The following is a 15,125-nucleotide window of genomic DNA, read 5'->3' as shown; positions in this document are numbered from 1 at the left end:
CTACTGGATCGTCACCTTGGCGAGGCTGAACAGCGAGCCTGTCGGCACCGGTTCGAATCCTGCGATATTCTTCTGCTGTGCCGTGTAGCTGTAGGACGTGTAGAGCCAGATCCAGGGCGACATCTCAGTGATGTGCTTCTCGAAGTCGGCGAAGATCGCTTTGCGCGCTGCCGGGTCGGTCTCGGTGCGGCCCTTCTGCATAAGACTGTCCAGCGTGTCGTCGATATAGTTCGCCACCTTCTGCAGATTGCCCGTCTTGGTCCAGTAGCGGTTGTACATAGTGTAGGGATCGGCCCTGCCGCCGTTCAGCGCGACGGCCATGTCGAAATCGCCCTTCAGCCAGGCGTCGACATAGACGTTGAGCTCCATCATCTTGATGTCGAGCTTGACGCCGATTTCTGCGAGTTGCGACTGGATCACCTGGGCTTCCGCCGCTGCCGTCGGCGGCTCGCCGGTGGCGCCGATCACGGTCGCCGAAAAGCCGTCGGCATAGCCGGCTTGGACCATCAACTGCTTGGCCTTCCCAATGTCGCGCTTATAGCAGAACAACTGCTTCGGATCGGTCGCCAGTGCCGGGATGGTCAGCGGGCCGGTGACCTTGCCTTCGCCGAGCGAGGCGGTGTCCAGCACTTCCTGCCGGTCGATGGCGCAGGAAATCGCCTGACGCACCTTGAGTTCGGTCATCGGCTTGCGGGAGGGATTGAGCTGCAGCACGTGATAGGCAAGCACCGGCACGCGGTTCAACTGCAGGCTGGCTTCCTTGGGCACCAGCGTGGCGACAAGCGGATCGTTGAGCAGGGCAAAATCGATCTGCTTGGTGCGCATCGCCGCCAGGATTGCCGTCTCGTCCGGCAGCACGCTGATATCGATGCCGTCGACGCCGGTCGCGCCGCCTGCCCAGTCCTTGTTGGCGACAAGCACTTCCTTGGAATTCGGATCCCATTTTTCGAGCTTGAACGGACCCGAGCCGATCGTTGTCGTGCCGATCGAGCCGGCCGCGATTTCGCTTGCCGGGACGATCGCCGCATTGACGTCGCTCATCGCCGTCAGGATCGGCACGTCCCGCTGCGAGAGGTGGAACACGACGGTGGCTGGATCGGGCGTGTCGATGCTGGCGATCGAGAGAAAGTTGGCGCGCGCCGCAGCACCCGTCTTCTCGTCGAGTATGCGCTCGAACGATGCCTTGACGTCGGCCGAGGTCACGGCGGCGCCGTTCTGGAATTTTGCTTTCGGATTGAGCTTGAAGCTCAGCTCCTTGCCGTCCGGCGAGAACTGCCATGAATCGGCAATCGCGGGCGTGATTTGCAGGTTTGCGTCGAGCCGCACCAGCGGTTCGTAGATCAGCTCCAGCAGCCGCAGTGAGGAGAATGCGGTCTGCTTGTGCGGATCAAGACCGGTGGCGTCCTGCGACCACGCCATATGCAGCGTCGCCGCACTCGCCTGCACCGGTAGCGCGGCGATGCCAACCATTGCCGCGAGCGTCATGCCGGAAAGCAGTTTCTTGCCAATGTGCCGTACCATTGTCGTTCTCCCATTATTGTTAAACCAGATGCCTTGCAGTTCCCCGGACCGCTTCAAAGGGACACACGCCCCGGACCATCGGCCCAGTATCCATGCGGTCTTACACCGTCTTTTCGCCTATCGCCTTGCGCAGGAAACCTCCCGCGTTGGCAAGCGCCTTACGTGCTTCTTCGACACCCATGCCGGTGATCGTCACCAGGATTGCCAGTTTTACATCATTGCCGGTCTGGTCGAGTGCCTGTCGTGCCTGCTGTGCCGCGCAGCCGGTCGTCTGCATCACGATCCTGACCGCCCTTGCTACAAGCTTCTTGTTGCTTGGATTGAGGTCAACCATCAGGTTCTGATAGCTCTTGCCGATGCGGATCATGCTGGCGGTGGACAGCATATTGAGCACCAGCTTTTGCGCGGTTCCCGATTTCAGCCGGGTCGAGCCGGTGAGGACCTCCGGGCCAACCACCGGAGAGATGCCAATATCGGCAATGCCGGCAATGGTCGATCGAGGATTGCAGGACAACGCCACGGTGGTGGCTCCCACTTCCTTGGCATAGGTCAGGCCGCCGATGACATAAGGTGTGCGTCCGCTGACAGCGATGCCGACCACCACGTCGTCGGCGGTCAGCTTGATGTCCTGCAGCGCCTTTATTCCCTGTTTCGGATCGTCCTCGGCGCCTTCCGCAGAGTGCACCAGCGCGTCGACGCCGCCGGCGATCAGGCCCACCACCATGTCCTCGGGTACGCCAAAGGTCGGCGGACATTCCGAGGCGTCGAGGACGCCGAGCCGGCCGCTGGTGCCAGCCCCCATATAGACAAGGCGTGCACCGTTCTGGAACGCGCTCACGATCCGGTCCACAGCCGCAGCAATGTCGGGGATGACCTTCTCGACGGCTGCCGCAACGCCTTTGTCCTCGTCATTGATCTTGCGCAGCACCTCGAGGGTCGGCAACAGATCGATATCCATGGTTTTCGGGTTCCGGTCCTCGGAAACCAGCCGCTCCAGCTCCGACATCAACCCTTGTTCGACCACTTCGCTTACTTTCAAGTGCGACTGCGAGCAGGACTGTGATGCCCGCAGCAAGCGGCGTCCAGTGCCTGCACCTGGCCGTCGGCTCCGTACCGGCTGCGCCGGTTCTGTTTCGTTAACTTCTTAGAATTCGATATTCCCTGTGTCAACGGAAAGTAGGAATATTATATTCCTTGCGAGCAAGGCATCACTGGCGGCAGAGGGATTTTCTGGCCAGGATTATGGCTCCCGAAACCGCGTCGCCGTCGGCCGGCTTCAGCCGTCGGCGGACGTCGGGAGCGAGCCATGGCTCAAGCGGGCTGGACAACCCTCCGAGCAGCGTAACCCGCGGCGCGCCTTTTTCGAACAGCACCCGCACGAAGGTGTCGATCTGCTCGGCAGCGCCTTGCACGATCCGCCGACCGGCCGGATCGCCCTGATCGGCATGGCGGATCACCATCGGCGCCAGGGCGGCATAGTCCGTCGCACTGGCGCGGTCCATCCAGGCCACCGCCTCGAACGGATCGTCCTTGAAGCGCTGCATCACCTCGGCCAGCAGCGCCGTCCGCTCATGCCGACCGTCATGGGCTCGCAAGGCAAGCTGCACTGCCTTCAGTCCGAGATCGGCGCCGCTGCCCTCGTCGGAAATCGGAAAACCGTAGCCGCCGACGCGCAGGTCGCGCCCTTCGACAAAGCCGAGCCCGATCGAACCGGTCCCGGCTATGACGATGGCGCCGTCTTGACCCGAATGCGCGCCAAGGCAAGCCGCGACGCCGTCGCTGACGAAGTCGATGCTCGCAAAGGGTTGTTCGATGCCATGAAACGCCTCGAGCGCACCCTTACGGCCGATGCCGGCAACACCGATACCCGCGCGGATCCTGGCGATTTCCGCCGCCGTGAACCCTCCCTCTTCGATCGCCGCGCCAAAGGCTTTGGCAATCGAGGCCCAGGCCACCTCTATACCGAGTCGCGTTGTCGCCGGGCCCGACAGGCCTTGCCCGAGCACGGTTCCTGCCTCGTCTTCGATACGCGCCCGGCAGCCGGTTCCGCCGCCATCGACGCCCAGGAAATAATGCGGAGACGCCCGACCGGCACTCATTGCCTTATTCGTTCGATCTGGGCGCCGCACAGCCGGAGCTTGCGGTCCAACTGCTCGTACCCGCGGTCGAGATGATAGACGCGATTGATCGTCGTCTCGCCCTCCGACACCAGCGCTGCTAGCACCAGCGAGACGGAGGCGCGTAGGTCGGTCGCCATCACTTGCGCGCCCTTCAGCTTCTCGCCTCCGCGCACCAGCGCCATGGTGCCTTGCAGCTTGATATTGGCGCCGAGCCGCATTAGTTCAGGCACATGCATGAAGCGGTTCTCGAAGATCGTCTCGCGCAACAGCGAAGCGCCCTCGGCACAGCACATCAACGCCATGAACTGCGCCTGGAGATCGGTCGGAAAGCCCGGATAGGGCTCCGTCGTCACGTCGACCGCCTTGAGCGGCCCGTCTCTCGATACGATCAGCCCGCGGTCGCCCGGCCATATTTTCACACCGGCTGCTTCGAGCAGCTGGACGACGGATGCCATGTGCTCGAGCCGCGCGTGGGTCAGCTCGAGCTGACCGCCGGTGACGGCCGCTGCGACGGCATAGGTGCCGGCCTCTATCCGGTCCGGAATGATGTCGTGCGTGGCGGCGCGCCAGTCTGTGCTGCCCCCGATCAGGATGCGGTGCGTGCCGGCGCCCTCGATCCGCGCGCCCATGTCGTTCAGGCAGGCGGCAAGATCGGCCACCTCCGGCTCGCGGGCCGCGTTGAGGATCTCGGTCTCGCCGTTTGCCGTCGTCGCCGCCATCATCGCCGTTTCGGTCGCGCCGACCGACGGCGAGCTCAAAACGATGCGCGCGCCTTTCAGTCCGCCCGGCGCAGACGCGACGATCAGTCCGTTTTCGATCGCGATATCGGCGCCAAGTGCGGCAAGTGCGGCGACATGCATGTCGACCGGCCGTGCGCCGATCGCGCAGCCGCCAGGCAGCGAGACCCGGGCATGGCCGAAGCGGGCAAGCAGTGGACCGAGAACCAGCACCGTCGCGCGCATGCGCCTGACGGTATCGTAGCTTGTCTCCCTGGAAGCGGCAGCACTGGTATCGATTGTGGCGGCATGCGCCGATCTGGTGACTTCGGCCCCATGAAGGCCGACGACGCCAAGCATGTTGTCGATATCCGTCACCTCAGGCAGGTTGGTCAGCTGCAGCGGATAGGGGCTGAGCAACGCCGCCGCTATTTGCGGCAAGGCCGCGTTCTTGGCGCCGGAGATCGTCACCGCGCCCTCAAGCCTGTGCCCGCCGACGATCCGCAATTTGTCCATGGCTCTGACCTAATCCCGAGCTGTCGGCGAGTCTACGATCTTTTCATGTCCGAATCGTCGACATGCCCGAAGGCTGGGCCGCAACCGCACCAGTCGAGATTTGATGGTTCATTCTTGGCTGTCAATCAGAGGCGGAATAATTTATTCCTTGGCTTGGCGTTGTCTATGACAGGCAATGGGGGAACGCATGTCCGTCCTGAAGAAGATCGAGGCCAAGCTCGAAGTCATGGCGCCCGGCGACCGCGAGATCGGTCAGTATATCGTCGATAATCCCGACCAGATGCTCCGCCTGTCGACGGCGGCGCTTGCCGCCGAGATCGGCCGCAGCCAGTCGAGCGTCGTCAAGTTCAGCCAGAAGCTCGGCTATTCCAGCTATCAGGAGCTTAAGCTCGCCGTCAGCGAGGCCAAGTCGCAGGAATGGCACGTGCCGGCCGGCATGATCCACGGTTCGATCGAGGTCGGCGACAGCTATCTGGTCATCCTGCGCAAGCTGATCGGCAGCAAGCTTTTGTCGATGCAGCAGACCGTCGCGGCCAACACCGAGCAGGAAATCGGCAAGGCCCTCGAAGCATTGAATGGTGCGCGCCGCATTCATTTGGCCGGCGTCGGCGCATCCTCGCTGGTGGCGCGCGATTTTTCCTACAAGCTGATGAAACTCGGCCGCAACGTGCTGCACGACAGCGACAGCCATGTGCAAATGGCCAATGTCTCGACGCTTGGAAGAGGTGACGTGCTGTTCGCGCTCTCCTATTCCGGGGCGAGCATCGAAACCCTGCGGATAGCTGAACTTGCCCGCAAACGTGGCACCACCGTGATCGCCGTCACCGGACTTCGCGACAATCCGCTGAGCCGGGTTGCCGACATTCGCCTCCACACGATCGCCGATGAAGAGCGCGCGCGCTCGTCATCGATAACTGCGCGTGATGCACAACTGACGCTGACCGACCTGCTGTTCATCCTGCTCGTGCAGAAGCAGCCTGACGCCAACGAATACGTCCACAACAGCGAATTGGCCGTCTCGGTGCTGAAGGCTTAGTGGTGTTCGCAGTCTCGCGTTAAGGCTCCCTGTTCTCGGAGAAATGCCCGCGCCGTAGGGCCTTCAGCGCGAGCGCGTCCGATAGGTCGACACAAGTGGCCTGACCAAATGTGGGCACCCGACCGGAAATGCCCAGGTCCAAACAACTGTTGACAGCAGCATCTGTTGTTATATCAACATTCAGCCTCGAATTTGGCGGGCCGGGTGAGACAATGGACGACCTTGGAGCACAGGAACAAGCGGTTCTCGACCTCATTGCCGCGAACCCATTCGCCGGCCAGCAGGACATAGCAACGGTGCTCGGCATCGCCCGCTCGACGGTTGCGGCCCACATCGTGCAACTCGTCAACAAGGGATACATTCTCGGCCGTGGTTACGTCTTGCCGACGTCCAAGCGCATGGTCTGCGTCGGCGGCGCGGTGCTCGACCGCAAATACCACGCCAAGAAGGATCTGATTTTCGAGACGTCGAACCCGGTCGACGGCTATCGCAGCTTCGGCGGGGTTGCCCGCAACGTCGCCGAAAACCTTGCCCGCCTCGGCGTCGACATAAGCTTCGTCTCGATCGTCGGCGAGGATGAAACCGGCCGCTCGCTAGTGCGGCATCTTCGCGACCTCGGCGCCGATGTCAGCCAGGTCATCACCACCACGGAACGGCCGACGGCGGAATACGCGGCCATCCTCGACCGCAACAACGACCTCGTGCTCGGCATTGCCGACATGGAGATCTTCGATCTGTTTTCGTCGTCCTATCTCGACCGCTTCTGGCCGCATCTGGCTTCGGCGACATGGGTGTTCATCGACTGCAATCTGCCGGCCGCGACCCTCGCAGCACTGATGTCGCGAAAGCAGGGTGCGCGCTTCAAGCTCGCGGTCGACACGGTATCGGCGCCGAAATCAGCGCGCCTGCCGAAGGACCTGACCGGCATCGATCTTCTGTTCACCAATCATGACGAGGCCAATACGATGCTCGGCATGACGGATGCCGACAGGCGGCTGACGCCGGAGCAAGCAGCGGCAGCGCTGCGCGCGGCCGGCGCCGGCGAGGTGATCGTGACCGTGGGCGCGCATGGATTTGCCGTTGCGACTGAGAGCGGTGTGACGACCATGCACTCCGTCCCGGCGCAGCCCGTCGATATCACCGGCGCCGGTGACGCGATGATCGCCGGCACACTCTACAAGGTGCTTTCGGGTGAGCCGGTCGCTCATGCCGTGCGCACCGGCGCGCTGCTTGCCACACTGACCACCGAGAGCGAATCCAGCGTCCATCCCGATCTGTCGCCGCGCTTCCTTGCCGCCGGCACGTACCGCATTCCTGCCTGAAAGCGAGATGATATGAAACCTTTCCTTGTCCACCTGAACGATGAAGTCGCTGCTGCGCTTGATGAAGGCCGCGCGGTGGTGGCATTGGAATCAACGATTATCACCCACGGCATGCCATATCCGGCCAATCTGGAAACTGCCCGTGGGGTCGAGACCGTAGTGCGTGAAAACGGCGCCGTGCCCGCCACGATCGCAGTGGTCGCCGGCAAGATCAAGGTTGGCCTCGACGACCGTGAACTGGAAGAGCTGGCAGCGGCAAAGGGCGTGGTCAAGGCTTCCGGGCGCGATCTCGCCGCCATCATGGTGCGCGGCGGCTCGGCCGGAACCACCGTCTCGGCGACGATGCGGATCGCCGCTTTAGCCGGGATCGGCATTTTTGCGACCGGCGGCGTGGGCGGCGTGCATCGCGGCGCCGAAGCCACTTTCGATATCTCCGCCGACCTGACCGAACTCGGCCAAACCGGCACGACCGTCGTCTGCGCCGGAGTTAAGTCGATCCTCGATATTGCGAAGACGCTGGAATATCTGGAAACTCAGCGCGTGCCGGTGATCGCCTATGGGAGCGATGATTTTCCGGCTTTCTACACCCGCTCCAGCGGGCTCAAGGCCGATCATCGCCTCGACACGCCCGACGAGATCGCGCGAGCCATGCTGCTGCATGACGAGATGGAATCCGGCACCGGCATTCTCGTCGCCAACCCTATCCCCGAAGCGGACGCGCTCGATCCGGCGTTCATCGACGGCACGATCGCAGCGGCCGTGGCTGAGGCCGAGAAGCGCGGCATCGGGCGCAAGGAACTGACGCCGTTTCTGCTCGCACGCATCAATGAGCTTTCGCAAGGCCGCAGCCTGAAGGCCAACATCGCGCTGGTCCGCAACAACGCCGCGCTTGCTGCCCGCATCGCCGTGGCGCATGCGGAATTGAAGAGCGCGACCAGATAGAGACAGCATCCGGCCAGCGCTACCGGCCTTCGATTTCAGCCCGGCGCGAGGTCGAAGATGCGCCCGGCATTGAGGATGTTGTTCGGGTCGAAGGCTGCCTTCAGGCGCCGCATGGCCGCGATCTCGGCGTCGCTGCGCACAAGGTGCAGCCATTCCTTCTTGTCCAGGCCGATGCCATGCTCGGCCGAGACGCCGCCGCCAGCCGCGGCCACACCCCGGTAGATGATCCCGTATGCGGCCGCCGGATCCGCGGTGCGGACCTGGTAATGCAGATTGCCGTCGCCGAGATGGCCGAAGACGTAGATGTCGGCGCCAGGGTCGACGGCCCTGATGCCGGCTTCTGTTTCGCCCAGGAAAGTCGCCATTCTCGCCAGTGGGATGCTGATATCGACGCCGATCAGGCCTGCCATCGAAAACAGGAAACGGTTGGCCTCCTCGCGCACCGCCCAGAGCGCCCGGAATTCGCGCGGCGATTGCGAGACGACCACGTCGTCGATCAGGCCATCCTCAACCGCCTGCATCAGCACCGCGGCAAAGCGTTCGGCGTCGCGGTCCGGCTCGCTGCCCTGTATTTCGGCCAGTACATAGACGGGTGAGCCGACCGGCAGCGGCGCCGGCGCCTCCATGCCGGCGATCATGGCGCCGTAAAGCGGTGCGAAATTCACCTCATACGCCGATAGCAAGGGCCCGAGCTTCCGCCTGAGCCGCGCAAGCAACGTGATCGCCGCGTCCAGCGAAGCAAGCGCGCAGAAGGCGTTGATCTCGGTGGCCGGCTTCGGATGCAGGCGCAGGCATGCGCGCGTGACCACGCCGAGCGTGCCTTCGCTGCCGATGAACAATTGACTGAGGTCGTAGCCGGAGTTGTCCTTCGCCAAACCGTTGAGCGAGGTCAGGATACTGCCGTCGGCAAGCACCGCTTCCAGCCCAAGCACCTGCGCCCGGTACATGCCGTAGCGCAGCACACGGATGCCGCCGGCATTGGTGGCGACATTGCCACCGACGGTGGCCGTGCCGCGCGCTCCGATGTCGACGCCGAACACCAAGCCGGCCGCATCGGCGGCTTCCTGCACCGCTTGCAGCGGCGCGCCGGCCTCGGCGATGATGGTCGCCGCCTCGCGGTCGAGAGCTTCAACGGAAGTCATGCGCTCCAGCGACAGCACCGCTTCGCCGGGTTGGATGCGAGCGCCGCCGGCAAGCCCGGTGCGGCCACCCTGAACGACGAGCCTCTGCCCGGCCTCGTTGCACAGGCGCAGAATGTCCGAGACCTCGCCGGTCGTACGTGGACGCAAGACGATCGCCGGCGGCGCGCCGTCCTTGCCGTCAGGATCTTCCCGGTAGCGTGGTCCGGCCTCCTCAGCCGAGACAATCGCTGATCGATCCAGCCGCTTTTCCAGCCGGGACAGGAGTTCGCCGGTCAGTCGGGGCCGAGCGCTCACGGATGTTGTGGTCATGCGCCGCTCCTGTAACAGCCGACGATAGACACGGACTGCTATTTGTCAAACCTTGCGGGACTGCCAATCGCGGCCGGCGCTCAGCCTTTCAAAAACTCGATCACCATTGCCGCGGTCCAGGTGAAGCGATTGCCGCCGAGCGGCTCGCCGCTGAGGGGATCGTAATATTCGGCAAAACCGCTCTCGGCGATCAGCTCGAGACTGGATTGCGTGATGCGTTGTGCGATTTGGCTGTGGCCGGCGGCGGCAAGGCCGTCGGCGATCATGTAGTTGACCACCAGCCAGACCGGGCCGCGCCAGTAGCGCTTTGGGTCGAAGCGCCCATCCTCAGGATCATGCGACGGGACGATGTAACGCGCTTTGCCGGCGATGCGCTCGATCGTTGCAGCGATGGTCGCTGCCCGGCTTTCCGGGATGGCCGAAAATACCGACAGAATGCCGCCGACCGACGCGCTGTCAACATGCTTTCCGGCCACTCGGTCGAAACAAATGTACTGGCCATGCGCGTCGCTCCACAGCCGTTCCATTGCCGAAAGCCCCTTTTCGGCACGGGCGCGATTGGCTTCTGCGATTTCGGTTTCGCCAAGTGCCTCGGCGAGATCGGCAAGGTCGGCGGCGGAACGGATCAGGATGGCGTTGAAGCCGGGATCGACGACCTGGAATGGCGAGGCATCGTGCAGCCGGGCATTATCCCAGCCAAGCCCGCGGAAATGCTGCAACAGCCAGACATAGCGGTCATACTGTGCCTTGGTTGGACGATGCGCCGGATCGGCGTGCAGGATGTCGCGGCGGGTGTAGGGCTCGACGCCTTCGGTCGGCACGCGCTCGAACGCCTCGTCCCAGTCGATCGAGTTGTCGCGGCCGGACTCCCATGGGTGGATTATGGCGACCAGCCCTTCGCCGTCCGGGTCGCGATTTTCGTAGAACCAGCGGTGCCAGGCGTCGATTTTCGGCAGCAGCGCGCGGGCGCGCTCGGCCGCCAGGGTCTTGTCCTTGGCCTGGTCGAACAAGCGGCGCACGGCAAAGCCGGCGACCGCCGGCTGGGTGATGCCGGAGGTGGCAGTCGGGCGATTGGTTCGCCAGACCTCCGGCCCGGGGAAATAGCCGTCGCTCCAGACATGGAAGACGATGTGCGGCACCATGCCGTCTGGCCATTGGTGGGCGAACAGCGTGTCGATCTCGGTCCAGGCGCGCGCCTCGTCATAGTGGGCAAGGCCGAGCGCGGTCAGGCAGGAATCCCAGTTCCACTGAAACGGGTAGAGGCCCTTGGTCGGTATGGTGTAGGTGCCTTGGTCATTTTCCCTGAGCACCTCGACGGCGCGGGCGATGGTTTCGTCGACAGCAAGAGATATCATCGGCGCGTTCGTACTTTCAGAATCGAAGGGGATCAAAGGGCGTTGGTGGTTTCGGGATCGAACCAGCGGATGCGATCGGGTTTGGGCGAAAGCCGCAAGTGATCGCCGACGGCGACCGTGGCATTCGATTCGAGGATGGCGCGGAACAGGCCGCCCTCGACGTCGCAGGTGACTAGCGTGTGCGGTCCGAGCGGCTCGACAACGCGCACGGTGGCGTTAATACCTTCGTTGCCGGCGTCCACATCCTCGGGGCGAATGGCGAATTCTATCGTCTGCTTGTCCGATTTGGGGCCGGGCAGCGTCAGCCCGGCGACGGTCCAACTGCCGTCGGCCGTCTTCGTCGCCGGGATGAAATTCATCGGCGGGTTGCCGATGAAGGAGCCGACGAAGCGGGCCGCCGGATTGCGGTAGACCTCTACCGGCGAGGCGGCCTGGACGATACGGCCCTGATGCATGACGGCGATGCGGTCGGCAAGGCTCATCGCCTCGACCTGGTCGTGGGTAACGTAGATGGTGGTGGTCTTGGACGCCGCGAGCACACCTTTGAGCTCGGCGCGCATTTCGAGCCGCAGCAGCGCGTCCAGGTTGGACAGCGGCTCGTCCATCAAGATCACGTCAGGCTCCATCGCCAGGGCGCGGGCCACAGCCACGCGTTGGCGCTGACCGCCGGAAAGCTGGCCCGAATAGCGCTTCAAAAGCTGTTCGATATGCATTAGCTCGGCGGTGCGGTTGACGCGCCCGTCGACCTCCTGCTGCGGCAGCTTCTTCATGCGCAGGCCGAAGGCGATATTCTCGAATACCGTCAGGTGCGGAAACACGGCGTAATTCTGGAACACCATAGCGATGCCGCGTTCGCGCGGCGGCAGATGGTCGACGCGACGGCCGCCGATCCAGACCTCGCCCTGGCTTGGCGTTTCCAGCCCGGCGACGATCCTCAGCAGCGTGGTCTTGCCGCAACCCGAGGCGCCGAGCAGCACCATGAATTCCTGGTCGGCGATGGTCAGGTCGATCGAATGCAGCGCGGTGAAGCCGCCGAAACGTTTTGCCACCTGCTTGATGACGATCTCAGCCATCGGCGTTCTCTTTTGTGCGCGTCATCGATTGGCGATCCCCCACATGGCGAACAGATATTTGCGGACGGCAAAAATGAAGATCAGTGCCGGGATAACCAAGGCAGCACCGCCGGTGAATTTGAGGTAGAGCGGCGATTCGCCAAGGCTCTGCAGCAGGAAGGCGGTCAGCGTCCGGTTCTCGATGGTGAGCACGGCGGCGGCAAACACCTCGTTCCAGGAGATGGTGAAGGCAAACACCGCGGACGCCGCGATGCCCGGCAGCGCCAGCGGCAGAATGACTTTTCGGAATGCCTGCAATCTCGTGCAGCCGAGCGTCCAGGCCGCCTCCTCCAACTCGACGGGAATGCCGGAGAACAGCGAGAAGGTGATCAGCACCGCAAACGGCAGCGCCAGCGTGGTGTGGACCAGCGCCAGCCCGATCGCGGTGTCGTCGAGGCCGGTGCGGATGAACATCACCGCCAGCGGCAGCGCCAGCAGCGGCAGCGGGAAGGCGCGGGTCATCAGCACGAGGAAACGGAACGTTTCCTTGCCTGGGAAATCGAAGCGCGACAGTGCGTAGCCCGCGGGTGCGCCGAAGCCGATCGAGAGGAGCATCGTCAGCGTGGCGACGAGAACGGAGTTCCACAGCGCCTTGGCGACGCCGGCGAAATTGATGAAGAAAGAAAGGCTGCCGAAATCGAATGACGGGAAGAAGCGCTTGGGAAAGGCGGTCACCTCTTCCGGCGACGACAGCGCGTTGACGATCAGCAGATAGATCGGCAGCAGCACCCAGACGCAAAGCAGGATGACCGTTGCGACCAGCAGCCAGTTGCCGGCTTTGCGGGCCGCAGGCGCGGCGATCGACAGCTCCGCGACGGTGCTCATATCCGCGCCTCCTTCGGCACACGCAGCACACGCAGGAAGAACAGTGTGAAACCGATCGAGATGGCGAGCATGAACAGCGCCATGGCGGCGGCGACATTGTGGTCCTGCAGCGTGAACTGCCAATTGTAGGTCTCGCCCATCAGCACCGGCAGATTGGTGCCGCCGAGTGCTGCAACCACGGCAAAGACCTCAAAGGCAAGGATGACGCGCAGGATGATCGCCGTCTGCAGGCTTGGGCGCAGCAGAGGCAGCGTGATCTTGATGAAGCGCTTCCACGGGCTAGCGCCAAAAACCTCCGCCGCCTCGTAGTATTCCCGGGGGATCAGCCCCATGCCGGCGACCAGAATGACCATCATGATGGCGGTCGCGCGCCAGATCTCGGCCAGCGCCACGGCGATGAAGATCGTCAGCTTGCTCTGGTAGCCGAGGAACATGACCGGGCTGTCGATGACGCCGAGATTGGAGAGCAAGGTGTTCAGGAAGCCGGACGGGTCGAAGATGGCGAGCCAGATCAGCCCGGCGGCCAGATCGGAGATGCCGAGCGGAATGGCGAAGATATAAAGCGCGGCGCTGCGTCCCGTTTCGAGCCGCGACACCGCGGTTGCCATCAGCAGTGCCATAACCAGCTGAATCGGCACGACGACGACGCTCAGCAGTAGCGTGTTGCGGACAGTGACCGGAAACTTCCAGCTGCCCGCCATGGTGCGGAAATTGTCGAGCGTAAAGCCGCCGTCGCGGGTGAACGCCTCGAAGGCGACCAACACGAACGGGTAGAGGAAGAAGACGCAGAGGAACAGCGTCGCCGGTGTCAGCAGCAGATAGGGCAGGGCCTTGCTGTGCATGGAGCGCTCTCTATTCGAAGCTTCAAAAGGGGTGGGCGCCCGGCGCGCTGGAAATCCGGACGCCCGGGAGGATTCTTAATCGACCGGGCAGGCGCCTTGCGAGGGCTTGTCGGGCGCCCAGCACGGCGCCTTCGCCTGTTCGATGATCGCTTTCAGCGCCGTCGCCTGTTCGTCGAGCACGCCGTGCACATCCTCGCCGCCGAGCACGATGCGCTCGAAGCTGTCGGTGTAGATCTGATTGAACTTGCCGCCGAGGCCGCCAAGTCCCATCGGCAGCAGCGCCGGCAACGCATCGGGAGCTCCGGTCATGGTGGCGATCACTGGGCTGAAGGCCTTCACCGAGGCCGGCATGTCGTCGGGCAGCTTGACGTCGACGATCGGGAAGAAGTTTGTCGCCTTCAGCGTCGCGATCTGGGTTTCCGGTTTCAGCATATAGGCGACCAGCGCCTTGGCCTTGTCCATGTCAGGCGAGGTCTTCGGGATAGCGACACCGGCCACCACCGGCATGTAGCCGCGGCCTGCCGGGCCAGCCGGCGCCGGGAAGGCGACAAACTCGTCGGGTTTCTGGTTGAAGGCGTCGGCGAGGCGCGCCACGTGATCGAATGCCACCCAGACTTCGCCGGTCAGCAGCGGCTCCTGCATGAAGGCATAGTTGGTCGAATTCGGGTTGGTGTATTGCCACAAGTCCTTGAGCTTATTCCACGCCGTCTCGGCCTCCGCCGAGCGGAACTTCGTCACCATTGAGCCGGTATACGATGGAAGGAGAAAACCCTCGAAGAAACGGTGCTTCAGCCCTTTCGGGCCGGCCGGAAAACCGAATTTGGGCGAACCGGTCTTTTCAGCGATGTTTTTCGCCCACTCGATCAGTTGGTCATAAGTGATGGTGTTGAGATCGGTGCCGGCCGGCAGATATTGCAGCGCCTGTTTGTTGGCCGCCATCAGAAAGGTGGCCTGCATCCATGGCAGGTACTTCTGCTCGCCGGTGCCGAGCATGCCGAGCTTCTTGTAGGTCTCGTTGACCGTGACGCCACCGAGATCGATGCCAGAGAGATCGACAAGGTTCGCGCCGACGGTGGAGAAGTCTCCGTGCAGGCCGCCGAGCACGCCTATGGTGCCGGCGCCGGCCTGCAGTTCGGCCTGAAGGCGGGTGAGCCAGGGCCCGTCCTCGGCGACCTGATAGTCGACCTGGCCGTCAAACCCCTTCAGCACTTCGCTGCGCATCTTCTGTGTCTCTTCCACTGGTCGCGCCTGTGTCGACCAGAACAACACCTGCTGGGCTTGTGCTGCGCCGGCAGCAAGCGACAACGCCAGCACCGCACTTGCCAATGTCCTCAACGCATTCATCGTCGTCTTCCTCCCTGGTTGTG

The 15,125-nt window shown here is 63.3% G+C and carries 13 protein-coding genes; 3 read left to right on the top strand and 10 right to left on the bottom strand.

Going from position 1 to position 15,125, the window contains the following annotated elements:
• The 4 genes from NKH30_RS01910 to murA form a co-directional block, all read right to left on the bottom strand.
• Nucleotides 1-1,521 (bottom strand): ABC transporter substrate-binding protein, encoded by a 1,521-nt coding sequence (locus tag NKH30_RS01910; protein ID WP_352993975.1) that lies wholly within the window; start codon nt 1,519-1,521, stop codon nt 1-3.
• Nucleotides 1,522-1,621: 100 nt separating this feature from the next.
• Nucleotides 1,622-2,545, bottom strand: a complete 924-nt coding sequence (murQ, locus tag NKH30_RS01905) for an N-acetylmuramic acid 6-phosphate etherase (protein WP_352819165.1) — start codon at nt 2,543-2,545, stop codon at nt 1,622-1,624.
• A gap of 184 nt (nt 2,546-2,729) precedes the next feature.
• Nucleotides 2,730-3,620 (bottom strand): glucosamine kinase nucleotide-binding domain-containing protein, encoded by an 891-nt coding sequence (locus NKH30_RS01900; RefSeq protein ID WP_352472242.1) that lies wholly within the window; start codon nt 3,618-3,620, stop codon nt 2,730-2,732.
• Nucleotides 3,617-4,873, bottom strand: a complete 1,257-nt coding sequence (gene murA, locus NKH30_RS01895) for a UDP-N-acetylglucosamine 1-carboxyvinyltransferase (RefSeq protein ID WP_352502988.1) — start codon at nt 4,871-4,873, stop codon at nt 3,617-3,619. Before murA ends, NKH30_RS01900 begins: the two co-directional genes overlap by 4 nt.
• A 187-nt stretch (nt 4,874-5,060) precedes the next feature.
• On the opposite strand from murA, the gene NKH30_RS01890 reads away from it, so the two are divergent.
• The 3 genes from NKH30_RS01890 (at nt 5,061) to NKH30_RS01880 (ending at nt 8,173) form a co-directional block, all read left to right on the top strand.
• Complete coding sequence (locus NKH30_RS01890) at nt 5,061-5,909, top strand: MurR/RpiR family transcriptional regulator (RefSeq protein WP_352472245.1); 849 nt, start codon at nt 5,061-5,063, stop codon at nt 5,907-5,909.
• A gap of 212 nt (nt 5,910-6,121) precedes the next feature.
• On the top strand, nt 6,122-7,231 hold the full coding sequence (locus NKH30_RS01885; RefSeq protein ID WP_352472247.1) for a carbohydrate kinase: 1,110 nt from the start codon (nt 6,122-6,124) through the stop codon (nt 7,229-7,231).
• A 12-nt stretch (nt 7,232-7,243) separates the two neighbouring features.
• Entirely contained in the window at nt 7,244-8,173 is a 930-nt protein-coding gene (locus tag NKH30_RS01880) for a pseudouridine-5'-phosphate glycosidase (RefSeq protein WP_023676041.1), read from the top strand.
• A gap of 35 nt (nt 8,174-8,208) precedes the next feature.
• On the opposite strand, the gene NKH30_RS01875 is transcribed toward NKH30_RS01880, so the two are convergent.
• The 6 genes from NKH30_RS01875 to NKH30_RS01850 form a co-directional block, all read right to left on the bottom strand.
• The gene (locus NKH30_RS01875) at nt 8,209-9,624 is read right to left on the bottom strand and encodes an FAD-binding oxidoreductase (protein ID WP_352993972.1); all 1,416 of its coding nucleotides are present in this window, start codon (nt 9,622-9,624) and stop codon (nt 8,209-8,211) included.
• A gap of 80 nt (nt 9,625-9,704) precedes the next feature.
• Complete coding sequence (locus NKH30_RS01870) at nt 9,705-10,979, bottom strand: amylo-alpha-1,6-glucosidase (RefSeq protein ID WP_352472249.1); 1,275 nt, start codon at nt 10,977-10,979, stop codon at nt 9,705-9,707.
• Nucleotides 10,980-11,011: 32 nt separating this feature from the next.
• The gene (locus NKH30_RS01865) at nt 11,012-12,052 is read right to left on the bottom strand and encodes an ABC transporter ATP-binding protein (protein WP_352455248.1); all 1,041 of its coding nucleotides are present in this window, start codon (nt 12,050-12,052) and stop codon (nt 11,012-11,014) included.
• Nucleotides 12,053-12,073: 21 nt separating this feature from the next.
• Nucleotides 12,074-12,916: a carbohydrate ABC transporter permease gene (locus NKH30_RS01860; protein ID WP_352502993.1), complete on the bottom strand. Its 843-nt coding sequence runs from the start codon at nt 12,914-12,916 to the stop codon at nt 12,074-12,076.
• On the bottom strand, nt 12,913-13,758 hold the full coding sequence (locus NKH30_RS01855) for a carbohydrate ABC transporter permease (protein WP_352993969.1): 846 nt from the start codon (nt 13,756-13,758) through the stop codon (nt 12,913-12,915). Before NKH30_RS01855 ends, NKH30_RS01860 begins: the two co-directional genes overlap by 4 nt.
• A gap of 75 nt (nt 13,759-13,833) precedes the next feature.
• Nucleotides 13,834-15,102 (bottom strand): ABC transporter substrate-binding protein, encoded by a 1,269-nt coding sequence (locus NKH30_RS01850; protein ID WP_352993967.1) that lies wholly within the window; start codon nt 15,100-15,102, stop codon nt 13,834-13,836.
• Nucleotides 15,103-15,125: the final 23 nt, after the last annotated feature.

This window comes from Mesorhizobium sp. M1273 (assembly GCF_040318195.1).
Taxonomy (GTDB): Bacteria; Pseudomonadota; Alphaproteobacteria; order Rhizobiales; family Rhizobiaceae; genus Mesorhizobium.
This window is presented reverse-complemented; position numbering and strand designations above follow the sequence as displayed.